This is a genomic window from Alteromonas sp. ABV4_150, from assembly GCF_056311745.1.
In genome coordinates, this window is the sequence record NZ_CM149971.1 from 1,928,822 (window position 1) to 1,944,313 (window position 15,492).

The 15,492-nt window shown below is 45.4% G+C and carries 8 protein-coding genes; 2 read left to right on the top strand and 6 right to left on the bottom strand.

The annotated features are described in order from the left end of the window. Positions 1 to 52: 52 nt before the first annotated feature. Entirely contained in the window at positions 53 to 3,004 is a 2,952-nt protein-coding gene (locus tag ACYX4M_RS08455) for a TonB-dependent receptor (protein ID WP_476082651.1), read from the bottom strand. Positions 3,005 to 3,071: 67 nt separating this feature from the next. Next, a complete protein-coding gene (locus ACYX4M_RS08460; RefSeq protein ID WP_476082652.1) occupies positions 3,072 to 5,756 on the bottom strand; it encodes a family 16 glycosylhydrolase in 2,685 nt (894 codons plus the stop codon). 394 nt (positions 5,757 to 6,150) lie between these two features. Here ACYX4M_RS08460 and ACYX4M_RS08465 point away from each other — a divergent pair, with 394 nt between their 5' ends. Continuing rightward, a complete protein-coding gene (locus tag ACYX4M_RS08465) occupies positions 6,151 to 7,092 on the top strand; it encodes a cation diffusion facilitator family transporter (RefSeq protein WP_476082653.1) in 942 nt (313 codons plus the stop codon). A 108-nt stretch (positions 7,093 to 7,200) separates the two neighbouring features. Here the strand turns inward: ACYX4M_RS08465 and ACYX4M_RS08470 are convergent, their stop codons facing one another. From ACYX4M_RS08470 to ACYX4M_RS08485, 4 genes are all read right to left on the bottom strand, one after another. Continuing rightward, a complete protein-coding gene (locus ACYX4M_RS08470) occupies positions 7,201 to 9,609 on the bottom strand; it encodes a TonB-dependent receptor (protein ID WP_476082654.1) in 2,409 nt (802 codons plus the stop codon). Between the two features lie 272 nt (positions 9,610 to 9,881). Next, positions 9,882 to 11,609 carry a solute:sodium symporter family transporter gene (locus ACYX4M_RS08475; RefSeq protein WP_476082655.1) on the bottom strand — a complete coding sequence of 576 codons (1,728 nt, stop codon included), beginning with the start codon at positions 11,607 to 11,609 and terminating at the stop codon, positions 9,882 to 9,884. A gap of 16 nt (positions 11,610 to 11,625) precedes the next feature. Next, positions 11,626 to 13,692, bottom strand: coding sequence for a glycoside hydrolase family 31 protein (locus ACYX4M_RS08480; RefSeq protein ID WP_476082656.1), 2,067 nt, complete (start codon positions 13,690 to 13,692; stop codon positions 11,626 to 11,628). A gap of 187 nt (positions 13,693 to 13,879) precedes the next feature. After that, positions 13,880 to 14,632 carry a TSUP family transporter gene (locus ACYX4M_RS08485; RefSeq protein WP_476082657.1) on the bottom strand — a complete coding sequence of 251 codons (753 nt, stop codon included), beginning with the start codon at positions 14,630 to 14,632 and terminating at the stop codon, positions 13,880 to 13,882. Between the two features lie 98 nt (positions 14,633 to 14,730). Between ACYX4M_RS08485 and ACYX4M_RS08490 the strand changes: the two genes are divergently transcribed. Then, a complete protein-coding gene (locus tag ACYX4M_RS08490; RefSeq protein WP_476082658.1) occupies positions 14,731 to 15,480 on the top strand; it encodes a GntR family transcriptional regulator in 750 nt (249 codons plus the stop codon). Positions 15,481 to 15,492 lie beyond the last annotated feature (12 nt).

Genomic DNA, 15,492 nt, shown 5'->3' on the forward strand with positions numbered 1-15,492 from the left:
TAGAATTAAAAAAGGGCCTTAAAAAGGCCCTTGTCGTTAGTGCTTATTAATTTTAGAAGCTGTATCTAGCGCCAAGCGTGTAGCGAGGGCCATACTGGCGAGCGAATAAGAATTGCTCTTCAAAGCGGCCGTAACCACGCTCGGTTTCGTCGTTGATGTTTACACCTTCTAGGAACACCGTTAGATGCTCATTTACATCGTAGTTGATGCTGGCATCAACTTGACCAAATGTGTCGAACTGGGTAGCTGGGTTATCAGATGAACCTTGCGCTTGACCAATGCCAACAACATAGTCTGAACGCCATGCGTAAGTAACTTTAACAGATAGACCTTCCTTCTCGTAAAACACTTGGAAGTTAGCTGAATCACTGATACCTACTAGCGGGTTTTGCTGTTCTAGGTTGTACGGGTCGTACTCTACGTCACCGTCAACAAGCGTTGCGTTAGCGCCAAAACCAAAGCCCGTTTCACCAAATGTATGCTGAACAGCAAGCTCGATACCTTCAACGGTTTTTGATTCGTTAAGGTTACGAGGCTTCACCACGTTCCACTCAATGAGTGGGTCATCAGAGTTAGGCTCTACTACACCTTCTTCATTCGCATAACCGGCCGACAAGAAGTAGTCGTAAATGTTGCTGTCAGTTGCCTGGATTCCGTCTGCTTGAAGCGCTGATACCGCTTCTTGCCATCTTGGTCCTAGATAGGTGTCGTTCAGACCGTCGAAAGTTTCAAGTGCACCTTGCGTATCGATGTAGTTCTTAACCGACTTTCTGAATAGCCCTACAGACGCATAGCTTGCTTCGTCGTAGTACCATTCGAAAGATAAGTCTAAGTTGGTCGACTCGTAAGGCTTAAGATCGGTACTGCCTTCAGACACTGTTCTTGAACCGATTTTAGGGCTTCCGCTAAATGAACGTCCGCCTTGTAAAAAGCCGATAGGAGCGCGAGTAATTGATTTACCCCAAGAGAAACGGGCAACAATGTCGTCAGTAACATCAACTTTCACGTCGAACATAGGAAGCAGTACATCGTACTTACCGGTAAAGTCCTGCTCTTCAACACCGTCTTGGAAAACAGTGATCCACTCACCAGCTGCAACCCAGTTTACTTGAATAGGTACGCGAACTTCAGCAGTGCTAGGTACTTCCGTTTCTTCGTAGCGAAGACCAGCGTTAATTTGAACGTAGTAATCGCTAACGTCAAAGTCCCACTCGGTCTGTACGTAAATTGAGTCGGTTGTCTCTTCTACGTTGCTTACTGAAGGTGCGCCGCTGAAGTACGGGTCGATAGAGTACGCGTTGCTTTCGCCCACAACGTCGGCAGTGATGAATTGAAGCTGACGCGCAATGGCTTCATCAAAGTCAAATGTGTAGTAATAGCCTGGGTTCATACTCGCACCACCACCATCAAAAGCGTCTAGGAAGCCTGAGGTGTCGTTGCGAACGAACATGCTGTCTGGGAAAATTTCAGTGAACGATGGGCTAAAGCCAGGTCCGCCGCGTAGTCCGCTCCATGCGGTAAAGCCAGTCAAAGACTGTTCTGTGCGAGCTACACCGAAATCGATTTTGACAAGCGGGATATCCCACGCTGAGTTATACCAAGTACCGTCTAACTGCAGCTGTTCAATGTCAGAGCGTCCTGGTGAATAGATGAACTGACTGAAGTTAGAGTCAATTTCACCCGGCAAAATTTCATTAGTGCCGTTATTCCAGTTAACGAAGACCTGAGGGATTTCACCTTCACGGTAGTCATAAATTTTAGATTCTAACTGGTTTGAACCAAGAATGATCTGTCCAGCGCTACCCAGCCCTTCGTCATAACCATTGTCGGTTTTGTTGTAAGAATCATGATAATCCAAACGGAAGTGCCAATCGTCACTTACCATCCAGTCTAAGTTTACACCTAGTGAGCGTGCATCAACGCGGGTAGTGTTGCGGCTTGCGGTAAACGAGCCATCATCGCCACTGATGTCTGCATAAACAGCCGTACCATTTTCATCAAGCTCGTAAGCATTGATGTTAGCACCAAAGTTGTTCCAAATACCCCAACCTACACTGTTAGTGCCGGTGGTTGCGCGAGACGCTGTGTAGTCGATGGTCGCGGTAAACTCGTCAATAGGACGAAACTGGAAAGTAACCTGCCCATTTGAGCGTTCGCGCTGTACGTCATTAATGCTGTAGTTCATGTCTTTCGGGAAGAAAGCCGCATTTGTAATATTAGTACGGTTATCAACAACGTCGCTTGGATCTAGCTCCGGCAGTGCATCATTCTCTTGAAGTACCCAACCTTGAATATTTGCCGACTGCTGCTGGAAATCACGCTCTTGGTGTGAAAAAGATACGCCGAAGCCGAACATATCATCAGCGAAAGTATTAGTGTAAACACCTGCGATCTCAGGGGTTACATCGTCACCAGCTTCATTAGACGTATCGTAAATACCTTTTACTGAAATAGTCGCGTTTTGCCCTGACTGGGAAAGCGGCTTCATAGTAATGATATTTACCGTAGCACCTAAGCCACCACTCGGGTTTTCAGCGCGGGCAGTTTTTTGAAGCTCTAGCGTGCTTACGCCTTCAGATGAAAGGTTGGCAAGGTCGAAAGAGCGGGTAAAACCGGTACCAGGCATTTGGCGGCCATTTAGGGTTACCAGATTGAATTCTGGGCCGAAACCACGAACAGTAATTTGGCTACCTTCGCCGTTATTTCGGCTAATGGTGACACCGGTAATGCGTTGCAATGCTTCAGCTAGGTTCGTATCAGGAAATTTACCTAGCTCTTCAGCTGATATGGCGTCTACTACACCACTTGAGCTGCGCTTTAAATCCATTGAACGGATCATGCTGCCGCGAATACCACTAACTTGAATAACTTCTACTTCACCTTCTGAAGGTGTTGCAGCTTCTGCTTCCGCTTCTTGAGCATATGCGGGTAGCACAAGAGAAGAGCCCATCAACAAAGCCATTGATGTGGCAAGTTGGGTCTTTTTAAAAGATGTGTTTTTCATAATTGCCCTACTAATTCTTATCAATTTCGTATGTTGCCCAAGCTCCGCTTAGGCAACACATGCTTTGCTATTGCGCTGCAATTTCAACATTATCGACGCGGTATACTGCGCCTTCACCAGAGCCCCATGCAGGGAACATCATGATGACGTTGATTGCACTGATATCCAGACCTAAGTCGTACAGCGTTTGAAGAGGGAAGGTATAGGTTTGCCATTCTCCCTCAACCGGGTCTACACCTTCAAGGCTCGCTGAAATAGGGAGTTCCACTGCTGATGACACGTTGATAGATTCAATTTTGAATAACCAAGGCGCAGAGGCATCGTTAGGCATAGAGCTTACTTTCATTTCAAATCGCACAGCACCATCAGTTAGTAGTGCTGACGCATCGTAAGAGTGACCGTCATCAGCAATGATGCCCATAACAGTTGGCGTTGCTCCAATACGGAACTCAGCTACTGTACCGTGCTCTGCATCATCAACTTCTTCTGTAGGTGTTGAGCCACCGCAGCAATCCCAAATACGCCATTGGTCTGCCGCAGTGTCTGCAAACAAGGTAATGCCAGACGCTGAAGGCGCTTCTTGACCACTGTCAGGGTGGTATATTTTTACGTTATCTAAGCGGTATACTGCACCTTCGCCAGAACCCCAAGCTGGGAACACCATGATTACGTCAATGGCGCTAACGTCTAAGCCGCGAGCCTGAAGGTCAGAAACAGAGAAAGTATATGTCTGCCATTCACCTTCTGCAGGCTCTTGCCCCTCAACACTGTCTGAAAGAGGTAGCTCTACAGCAGTTGAGCCATCGCTTGACTCTATTTTGAATAGCCATTGTGCTTCGGCATTGTTAGGTGCACTTACCACTCTCATGTCGAATTGTAGTTGTCCACCGTCTGTTAGTGCTGTTGCATCAAACGGAGTATCACCACCACCAGCGGCAGAGCGAGTAATAAAGCCCATTACAGTAGGTTCTGCGCCAATGCGGAACTCTGCCGTTAGGCCGTGCTCTTCGTCATCCATTTCTTCAGTTGGGGTAGAGCCACCACAGCAGTCCCACATAGGCCAATCAGGGTTTTGGCCATCTTCGAAGATAGTGAGTTCAGGGTATGCAACCGCACCGTCTTGCGAAATTTCTACATTAGTAATTTGATAGACGGCACCTTCACCTGCACCCCAGTCAGGGAAAATCATGATGGTATCAATGGCGCTGGTATCTAACTCTGCTTCAGCAAACATACTGATAGGAAATTGGTAGCTTTCCCATACGCCCACTTGCGGTGTAGCAGGGGCAGTATCTGAAGGTCCAACATAGCCACTCATCAGTGAAAAAGAGGCGTCTGTGGTTGCTTCAGTACTTTCAACTTTCAGGTTCCAGTTTGCTTCAGCGTTATTAGGTGCAGAAACAAGTTTTAAATCAAATTTTAAGCTACCAATGCCTTCAAGGGGAGATGCATCAAATGGAGAGGCTTCACCTTCTGGGTCAGTAAGAAACGCATCGCGACTGATAAAGCCAACTACCGTAGGTTCTGCGCCAAAGGTAAATTCGTAAACTTGACCTAGCTCAGTATCTTCAACAAGTTGAGGGGTAGAGCCACCACAGCAATCCCACGCTGCCCAGTTTGGATTAGGTGTACCATCAAAAATAGTTAAGTCTTGTGGAATGCCGGTAGAAGGTGGAGAAGGGATGGGGGCAGCGCCCTCAACCAAAGCATCATCTACACTGTCGTAACCAGGGCGCACAGTCTCACAACCTTTACCAGTTTCAGGGTCTGAGGCACACTCATAAACGCGCACGTAGTCAATTTCGAACGTTTGACCGTCTACGAATGCATCTGCATCTATGCCCGTTTCGTTAACTGCTTCTGGCCAGCTTCCGCCCACAGCGAAGTTGAGGATCATGAAAAATTCTTGATCGTATGGGGCGTTATTCCACTGAGTCTCTAGTTCACCATTAATTTGGTCGAAGTACTCAGTGTACCAACCGCGATGAGAAAGACCTGTGGCATCACCATTTGCGTTATAGCGCACTTCAGAGCGACGTTGAGTAGCGTACAAATATCCGTCCATGTACCAACGAATTTCACCTTCCTGCCATTCTATTGCGTAGGTGTGGAAGTCATCAGCTGGGTTAGCGCCATCAGGAAGAGAATATGCTTGACCAGAGCTATCATTGTTCGGCCATTCTTGACCATAGTGAAGTGTGCCGTAAATATGGCTTTCAGGGTTACCTTCTGCGTCTGCTGCTTTCAGGTTTACCGCTTCAATAATGTCGATTTCACCAGAGCGAGGCCAGCCGCCATATACAGAATCAGTAGGCATCATCCAAAACGCTGGCCAACTACCTTGCCCTTCCGGTAGTTTCGCGCGCATTTCAAAACGGCCATATTTAAAATCGGCTTTGTATTGAGTAATTAATCGGGCTGACGTGTAGGGCTTTGGTGCACCTTCTTCTGCAGGAAGCGCAACAATTTTTAGACTACCATCAGACACAAATGAATTGTCTTCACTGTCTGTGTAGCATTGGGCTTCATTGTTACCGCCACCGTCGCAGTTTACTTCATGGGTCCAGTTATCATCGTTAATACTGGTTCCATCGAACTCGTCGCTCCAAACAAGCTCCCAGTCAGTAACGGGAACCGTTGCGTCAACAACATCGATATCCGTAGAGGTTGTTGCTCCACCTCCACAGCCAAATAGGGTTGTGACTGAGATCGCGGCTGCTATCCGCGAGAGTTGAGATGCTTTTTTCGTCATTGTTTTCAGCCCTGATCAAAAGAAATTGGGTTTTTATGTTGTGGCAAATGCCACGTAAAAAGCTTGTGTAAGCGCTTACAAAATGGGTCAAATAAAAATGGCTGTTTGAAAGCGCTTACATTACATTAAGCCACTGACACGTAAAGATCAATACTGTTCTCAAAAAATTAACATTTAGTAGAATGAGTATACATCGTCAATAAACATGAAAATGCTTTTAATATCAACAATTTATAATATTTTTGATATTTCTTTGAAAAAGTTTGATTTGGCGTTTCACTCGTCATTTACAAATAAAAAGGCACTGTTGTTAATAAGGTGTTTTGAGTATTTCACTCGCAACAAATAGTGCTTCACGATAAGCTTTCTCTATAGCTCAAAAAGAGTATAGCCCATGCATAATCATCATCATGTCGACACTACTTCTTCTAAGGAAGACTCCACTCGTATCGGATGGGCATTTTGGCTGAACTTTACCTTTACCATTATTGAGTTTATCGGCGGTTGGCTCACTAACAGTGTGGCTATAATGGCAGACGCTGTTCATGACCTAGGCGATTCCCTCTCAATTGGATTAGCCTGGTATTTGAGTAAACTAGGTCACAAAGCCTCCACCGAAAAGTATACCTATGGCTTTAAAAGGCTAAGTTTAATGGGAGCCATGATTAACGGTCTCATTTTAGTACTTGGCTCAATTTGGGTAATGTCCGAGGCAATTCCTCGTCTATACAGCCCAGAGATGCCTGTAACGGAAGGCATGATAGGGCTCGCGATATTGGGTATTCTGGTAAATGGTTTCGCAGCCTATAAGCTTCATGGTGGCCATTCAATGAATGAGAAAGTGCTTAACTGGCATTTAATTGAAGATGCGCTGGGTTGGGTGGCAGTGTTAGTCGTTGCCATTGTTCTTCATTTTGCAGATTGGCCAATTCTCGACCCAATATTGTCTATTTGTTTTACCCTCTTTATTTTAATAAACGTAGTGAGATACCTTGTGCAGACTATGTCTTTATTCTTACAAGGTGTGCCTGATGAATCTACGCGAAAGGCTATTAGCCAAGCGTTGCTGTCTATGGAGCATGTTGAAGAAGTTCACCATTTGCACTTTTGGTCTTTAGATGGTGAACAACATGTACTCACCGCTCATGTCGTCATTAATTGTGCTATCGACAATGACAAGTTACGCCAGTTAAAAGCACAGGTGCATGAACGACTTTCGCCATTTGCACTTGCACATACAACCGTAGAGTTTGAACTACCAGGAGAGCCATGCCGTGATGAGAATGATCATTTACATTCCCACTCTCATCATCATGAACACGACGAGATAAATTAGCGCGCGAAAAATGCAGGTAGTTAATTATGCTTACTACCGCCTAAGCGCTATCCCAACCAAAAGAGAGGGGCGTATATACGCCCCTTTAAACACACACGCTTTGAAGGTTTAGAATTGTGCCTTGAAGGCTACACCGTAGTAACGGTCAGCGTCGCGAGGGATTTGATAACGGAAGTTATCGCCGCTATACGTCGTTGCATAGCTTTCATCAAGTAAGTTTTTAGCAATCAAAGATACGCGGAATGCATCGTCTTTGAATGAGAAACTTACGCTTGCGTTAAGCATGTTGTAGTCAGGTAACAATGAGTGTGGATTAAATTCACCCGTGTTGCCTGGTAAGTCAGAGTACTGTTCATCGGTATAAATATACGATGCGTTATAGTAAACATCGAAACCGTGCTCTGTTTCCATGAAGTACTCTGCTGTTAGCGAGTATTTCAAGTCAGGAGAGAAAGGTACATCAAGGCCTGAACGGTCAGTACATGTCGCTTCTTCAGGACAATTAAACTCATCGATTTCTGCTTTGGTATATGCAGCGCCACCTATAAGAGTTAGGTTGTCGGTTGCATTCCACATCATATCAAGCTCGATACCTTGCGTGGTAACATCCCCGGCATTAGTAAGACGGGTAATACATGCACCGTCTGAACAGTCGAAGTTATTCGCTTGGAAACCTTCAATGTCGGTGCTAAACAAGGCAACGTTTAACAATAGGTCGCGGCTTGCGTACTTATAGCCTATCTCGAAAGCGTCAGATTCTTCAGCGCCAATCGGTCGACCGTCGTTGTCTGGGTTAAAGTTATAGTAAACATTAAAACCTGGGCCTTTGTAGCCTTGCGAGTAAGTAGCATAAACCATCTGATTTTGGTCAAGATCGTATTGAAGACCTACACGACCAGACAGATTGGTTTCATCTACCACACCTTCGGCATCTGTATTTTCGGTAGCTGGGCGTACACCAACACCACGACGTCCATATTCATCGTTGCTAATACGGCGATGCTTATAGGACACTTCATCATCGGTATAGCGAAGGCCGAAGATAAGGCGCATATCATCGCTTAAATCGTAAGTACCATCGCCATAGACCGCCCAGTTATTAAATTCGGTGCTCATAAATGCAGTGGCAGAGACGATATCGTTTGCATTACATGATACGCCAAGCGAATCAGCATAAGCGTCTAAGTCTGATAGCGCGTTGGTTAGGTCGTCTCCTGATAAATTGTTTTCTGCATAAAAAGAGAGTGCCTGATCAAGCTGACCATTATTGTTTTGGCAGCTAGCATCACGTGTAAAGTTACGCTCAGAATCCATGTTCCAATAGAACATACCCGCTAGGAAGTTAAACGGGCCTGCTAGGTTTGAAGCAACACGGAATTCTTGAGAAAACTGACTCCATTCCTGTTCACCCACATCGTGTAGTTGGAAAGGTACGCCGAATACAGGCTGGTCGCTGTCGCCAGCAATTGAGGTGAAGTCACCTTCGCGGAATTCAGTATTTTCCCACGAACGCTGCGCAGTAATTGAGGTGAAAGTATAATCACCAACAGTTTTATCTACTTGCACAGAGAAGGCTGAATGGTCGTCGATGGTACGAGACTCAAAATCATGGTCAATTTGACGCTGTTCTAAATCAATGCCGTCAGCAATAGTTGCACTGCTAGGTGCTGCTTCTGAGTCTGGATTACGACCGCTTGATACGCCTTCTAGGTCGGCACAGCAGTCGTCATCAGCACTGTAAAATTCGCTGATAAATTTAACTTTTAAGTCGTTGGTTGGTTCGTAGAGGACTACCGCACGCGCACCTTCGCGATCATAGCCGTTTACCGTCTCGTTGTTATAAACATTATCGATGTAGCCGTCGAATTTACCTTGGAACACGGTCAGGCTAGCTGAAAGGTCGTCTGTTAAACCACCACTCACCGTGCCTTTTAAACGATATTCGTTGTCTTGATAAAATTCAGTAGAAAGGCTCCCGGTTAAGTCCTGTGACGGATCTTTTGTAGTGATGTTTACCACGCCGGCTGACGCGTTTTTACCAAAAAGTGTACCTTGTGGGCCGCGCAGAACTTCTATACGGTCAACGTCATATAGATCGGCAAAAGCCTGTCCGGAGCGGCCTAATACAACGCCATCTACCACAGTCGCCACACTTGGCTCGGCAGCGATACTAAAGGATATTGTGCCAATACCACGAACGGTTAGCGCAGAGTTACGAGTTGTTGTACCTTTGCGAAAGCTTACCGATGGAACAAGCGCTTGAAGATTTTCAACATTGTTTGCGAAAGCCGATTCTATCTGATCGCCGCGTAATACTGATACTGCTACAGGAACATCGCTAATACTTTGCACACGTTTCTGTGAGGTTACGACAATCTGCTCGAATGACTTATCGTCTTTTGCAGCTTCGGTTTGTTCAGCCTCTGCATCTTGCGCATAGGCATTTGCGTTAAGCAGCAATCCAGATGTCATAGCAAGGGTTACCGCCTTACTAATGATCGATCTTTTTGTATTCATGTTGTTCTCCAGGGTATTTCGCTTATCTCGCTCTAACTAACAATGGCCAACATTTTTTGTATATATCAACCGTTGTACGTAGACGGTGTTTGGTTTTTATTTTTAGTACGTAGGGTACAGCGCTACGCGAATTTTTATTCGAGAACTAGATAAAAGATATCTTTTATCTAGTGTCTTATATAAGAGTAATTAAGTTAAACAATTGTTAAGTCGTTTGCAAACGTTATGTTAATTTTTTTGTGTTTTTTCTATACAGAAGCGAAGCGTTTGGTTTAAGCCGGTTGGGAAGCAAGGCGCTTTAGGCCTTGCTCGTATTTTACCCGCCACCATTTAAGGCTAATGCCTATGGCAGCGAAACAGGTCGCCCATAAGCCAATTAGAGCCGGAATAAATACGCTACTAACACCATCCACAAAGCCTACAGGAGAGAACATCAGGTAAAGCGTGGCAATAAGGCCAACTAGCACAATGGCGCAAGGTATCGCGTAGCGCCATGGGGTCATATTAACTTCGGCCTTCGGCGTAAAGTGCCATGGTGTAGCCATTGGATAGAGCTTACCTATGGTTAACATAATGGTCAGTTCTATAGCGAATAGAATGGCATAAATATGAATGAAATTGATATCCACTTCCCATACGAACTTTAGCAGCCCGTAAGCGATTACGTGGAAAATAATAGCTACTTTAGCGGCTAAGGCTGGCACTCTCTTAGTAAACAAGCCCACAAGCACAATGGTGATGACAGGGATGTTGTAGAACCCAGTGAATATGCGAATAATTTGCCATAAGCCTTCAGGTGCAAACATAAGCAGTGGCGCAGTGATAAAAGACAAAACAGCGATAACAATACTGGTGATCTTCGCAACGCGTATTAGCTTTTCGTCACTCACTTTATCTTTTTTGAAGGGCTTATAAACGTCTAAGCAAAATAGTGTGGCAGCACTGTTAAGCAGTGAATTGAAAGAGCTAAACACCGCACCAAGTAATACAGCTAAGAAAAAACCTGACAAATACTGTGGCAGTACGTCTTTAACCAAATGAGGGTAGGCGAGGTCGATAGTTTGAAGGTTTTCATCTTGGTATAAATGATAAGCAATAACGCCAGGTAGCATCATCATAAAGGGCACAAGCACTTTAAAGTAGCCAGAGAACAGCACGCCTTTTTGACCTTCAACCAGGTTTTTAGCCCCCAAGGTTCGCTGAATAACGTATTGGTTTGTACCCCAGTAAAACAGGTTAGCCAATATCATACCTGTAAAAATAGTACCGAAAGGGACAGGATCGTCAGCGCCGCCTATGGCATTGAGCTTTTCTGTTTCTGTTGTCGCTATAGTTGAAAGGCCGTCACTAAAGTTTCCGTCGCCTAAAGCAATTAAACCAAGTATAGGGACTAGCAACCCAACAATTAAAAGGCCTACACCGTTAATGGTATCTGATACGGCTACTGCCTTTAAGCCACCAAAAATGGCATAGAGAGCGCCAATCGTACCGACTATGACGATGGTAAGTACCAGACCCACCTCATAGCTTACGTTAAAAAGACCCGGTACATCGAACAGTCGCAAAACTGCAATGGAGCCTGAATAAAGTACCGATGGAATAGTTACTAACGAGTAACCCACCATAAACAGTACTACCGTCATTCTACGCACGCTGTCGTCGAAGCGGTCTCGCAAAAACTCAGGTAAAGTGGAAAATGCCCCCGCTAAATAACGTGGCAAGAAAATAAGCGCCATAATTATGGTAGAGATACCTGCGGTTACTTCCCACGCCATCGCGCTTAAGTTATACCCAAAGGCAGAGCCGTTTAAGCCAATAAGCTGCTCAGCGGAGAGGTTGGTAAGGATCATGGACCCGGCTATAAAGGTACCGGTCAGCCCTCTTCCTGCGAGGAAGTAACCATCTTGTGTGTTAACTTCCCCTTTGGTTTTCATGTAAGAGATAGCGGCAACGATCGCCATAAATGCCATACATGACAGTAGAGTAAGGGTAATATCCATGAACAACTCCTAAGCGCTATGCTGGCCAGTGCGAGATATTCGACATATCCATATCGGTATGCTGAACGTCTGGTCCCATTACTATGCGACTGCCTTTTTGAATGAACACCGCCACTTCATTTAGCGCAAGTATTTCTTCCCTGTATTGCTCACCCTGCACGACTTCATCGGTACCAAAGCGCACCCACTCGCCCTTAGGTAAGTAGTATTTAATTTTGCCGCCAGGCGCGACACAAGGCACAACCAGCAAGTCATCACCACACATAAACTGTTGTTCAAAAGCGTGAGAAAGCGGCTGGTCAGGAAAGGCTAACGCCATTGCTCGCTGAACCGGCAGGCCCGTTAGAGATGCTTTTTCTGCGGTTTCTTTTAAATAAGGAATAAGCTTGTAGCGCAGTTTTAATGCGCTAAAAACGGCATCTGAAGCTTCATCGCCATATGACCAGGGCTCACGAGGGCCAATACCATGTAATCGCATGTGGGCGCTAAATACTGATGCTTGCGCCCAACGTACATAGAGCTCTGCATCTCGGGTATCTTTGTAAAAACCGCCGATATCTGTAGCAAAGAAGGGTCCGCCTGACATGCCCCACGATAAGCTGCCACGTATACTTGCCGCGAGGCCGTGCCAATCGGCTTGCGGGTCTCCGCCCCACTGCGATGGATAGCGCTGGCTTCCCGTCCAAGCAGAACGGCTAAATAAGAATGGGCCAGTTTTGCAGTAAGCAGCAGCTGCCTCATAAACGCAGCGGTTATAAAGCATACTGTAAACATTGTGCAGGCGATTGCCGGAATCACCGCTATACGACAGCATATTGTCGTCTTCTAGCTGCTCACCAAAGTCGGCCTTGATCATGTCAACACCAAGGTCAAATAAAGGTTTGTGCGAGGTTTTCCAAAACTCATAAGCTTCTGGATTGGTAAAGTCTAAGATACCTGAGTCTGGCAGTGGCGTAAGCACTTCCCCAAATGGGCTCAAGTCCCATTCATAGCGATACGCTTCGCCAGTGCGCTTATCTTTTATCAGCCAGCCTTTTTCTGCAGCTTTTTTATAAAGAGGGTTTTTCACTGAGATCATGGGGTATTCCCATACACAGATCTTAAAACCTAACGCTTTGAGCTCATCAATAACCGGCTGTGGATCTTCGTAGCGCTTCGGGTCCCACTCAAAAGCAAAGCGAGTATCCGTGTCTTGCCATGCACGACCGTCAAGAGTAATTACATCACATGGCATATTCTTTTCGCGTACTTCACGGGCAACCGCGAGCAGCTCAACCGCATCTTTGTAATACGCTTTAGAAAGAATCACGCCTAAACTCCACGTAGGTGGCGTAGGGGCAAAACCGGTTAATTCACTGTAGGTTTTAATGCTTTGGGCCGGTGAGTCTTGGTGGAACAAAAATACGTCGAGTAGACTATCTTCTACTAAACATACATACGCTCGCTGTGACCAAAGTGCATATCCTACGCCATGGGTGACAGGTGCAGGTGTATGTACAAAAAGGTTCCAGCCTTCAGGGCTCCAGGCATACGGGGTATTTTTGTACGACTTCTCCGCGTTTACGCCAAGGGCGTCGTGATTGTATGAACGGATAAGCTGACCGCGTTTATCAAGCTTGCCCCATTTCTCGCCAAGACCGTAAACCGCCTCATCATAACCAAGCTCTAGGCTCACTAACCATCCGCTGTCTGTTTTAGCAAAGGGCGGTAAACGATGCTGGCGCACAAAGTGCCCGTCGGTAGCGCTTTGTTGAACCAGCACATCATCTTTATACAACTTAAAATGTAGAGGAGAAGCAAAAATTTCTAAACGATAATTGCCAGCGACAAGCGTGCTGTGAGACTTGTCACCTGAATATACTAACGTTTGCTTATCGGGCGACTGTGCAAGCATATCAAAGTCGTCAGTGGCGTTAGCGTCACTTTGAATGCGTAAGCCAAACTGGCTGATACTTAAGCTCAATTCACCGTACTGCGTAGGGACGATAAGTGTTTTATCGTCAGACAAAAAGGGCTGCTCGGCGATGTCAGCAGCTTCAATATCATTCCAATCTGGTTCAGTTACACAAAAAGCGTTACCCATTTCTACATTACCCTAGATGTCTTATATAAGACATAAGTTAATGAAATGTAACTTGGGTGTCAATCTGCAATTAGCAAATTATAAAGATTTAGAGCGATACTGTGTCGCTTAATTTAAGATAAGGTTTAATTTATTAGCGGCACGCAATCGTGCCGCTGTAGGCTTGTATTATGTACGAGACTAAGTATTAAACACTGATATTTTTAATAATAAGTGTTATGCCGCTTAACGCGAGCATCGTCAACGCTAATAGCCTTACAGAGGCGGCGGGTACGCGCGCTGCAAGCATTCGCCCTATTCTAGTGAAAATGAGAATTACCGGGATGGCAAAGACTGCGGAAACAAAAACCTCGCTAGATGGCAAAGTTCCAAAGGGTATTATAGCCAAGCGTAATAATGAGGTTATGCTGAACACGGCGAGAAGCGTAATTCTAATTTCGTTAATTGGCCAGGCTTGTCTGTAACACTGAAAAACTACCGGCGGACCGAAAGTAGAGAAAAGCCCACCTAACATTCCGCCTAGGCCGCCCGCAACAGCAAAACCGAATGCACTACCAGAGGGCTGCCCACGTTTTCTTTTAACTAGTAAAAGTCCACAGCAACTTAAAATAGCGATCCCAAGCAACAGATTAAGCCATGTTGCCATGCCAACAGATAAATACTCTAACAGCGCATACCCTATGCCCATAAACGGAATGCCGCTAAGAAGCAGAATGGTAAAAGCACGTTTATTGATTTGTTCGATATTTCTTGCCACTAGGCTCACGGAGTTAAAAAGGCTCAAAAAGCTCACCATAAATGTGGTCGCAGTGAGGGGTAAAATACCAAACAAGGTAAAGCTAGACACCACCATAAGCCCAAAGCCGAACCCGCTTAACGTCTGCAGGAGTGTTGCAAGACCTAAAAGTGCGAACATGGGGAGCAGTGTTTCCAAGAGCATGTATGTTATTCCTACGATGTATGTGATTTAAGTCAAAAATGCGCTATAACTCTTGTGTATGATATAAAAACAATAATTAAGCGTTTAGGTTAGGGTTCATGTCTTCATCTCAATTCGATCACAAACTCAGCGGTCCAAGTCTTGCTTTTCAGCCTCTGTATCAACAGGTAGCTGAATACATTAAACAACTTATTGTCGAGCGTCGATGGCAACCTGGTGAGATGCTGCCAAGTGAGTTTAAACTTGCAGATGAGTTTAAAGTGAGTCAGGGAACCGTTCGCAAAGCGTTGACACTGCTTACTGACACCAAAATTGTAACCCGCAGACAAGGGGTGGGTACATTCGTTTCTGAACATACCGCTCAAGATGCGTTATTTCGTTTCTTTCCGTTGCAAGCTGACGGCAAGGGCGCTGATTTACCTAAAGCAGAGCTCATCAGTAAAGAGCTGGTTGAACCAAGTGAAACAGTCCAAGCTGCACTTGCTTTAACGGCAAAAGACAAAACGATTAAGCTTAAACGCAGACGCATACTCGAAAACGAATTTTGTATGCTAGAAACCATATTCTTGCCTTTCAAAATGTTTCCTGATATCCATCAGCGCGAAGATATTCCGCATACCCTGTATCACTTTTATCAAACTGATTATAACCAAACCGTGTTTAAAACCCGTGACAGCATCAAAGCCGTGCTCGCAACAAAAGGTGATGCAAAAAGCTTAGGCGTTGAGAAGGGCACCCCCTTGCTTTTGGTCACTCGCGTCACTGAGTCCATCGATGGCAAGCTAATAGAGTATCGTGAAAGTAAATGCAGAACCGATCACTACCATTATCAAGTAGAGCTTGATTAATGAACTTCATCG

What these genes read in the sequence shown, in the direction of transcription:
- ACYX4M_RS08455 (WP_476082651.1), bottom strand. Translation starts at nt 3,004, where the DNA reads ATGAAAAACACATCTTTTAAAAAGACCCAACTTGCCACATCAATGGCT.
- ACYX4M_RS08460 (WP_476082652.1), bottom strand. Translation starts at nt 5,756, where the DNA reads ATGACGAAAAAAGCATCTCAACTCTCGCGGATAGCAGCCGCGATCTCA.
- ACYX4M_RS08465 (WP_476082653.1), top strand. Translation starts at nt 6,151, where the DNA reads ATGCATAATCATCATCATGTCGACACTACTTCTTCTAAGGAAGACTCC.
- ACYX4M_RS08470 (WP_476082654.1), bottom strand. Translation starts at nt 9,609, where the DNA reads ATGAATACAAAAAGATCGATCATTAGTAAGGCGGTAACCCTTGCTATG.
- ACYX4M_RS08475 (WP_476082655.1), bottom strand. Translation starts at nt 11,609, where the DNA reads ATGGATATTACCCTTACTCTACTGTCATGTATGGCATTTATGGCGATC.
- ACYX4M_RS08480 (WP_476082656.1), bottom strand. Translation starts at nt 13,692, where the DNA reads ATGGGTAACGCTTTTTGTGTAACTGAACCAGATTGGAATGATATTGAA.
- ACYX4M_RS08485 (WP_476082657.1), bottom strand. Translation starts at nt 14,632, where the DNA reads ATGCTCTTGGAAACACTGCTCCCCATGTTCGCACTTTTAGGTCTTGCA.
- ACYX4M_RS08490 (WP_476082658.1), top strand. Translation starts at nt 14,731, where the DNA reads ATGTCTTCATCTCAATTCGATCACAAACTCAGCGGTCCAAGTCTTGCT.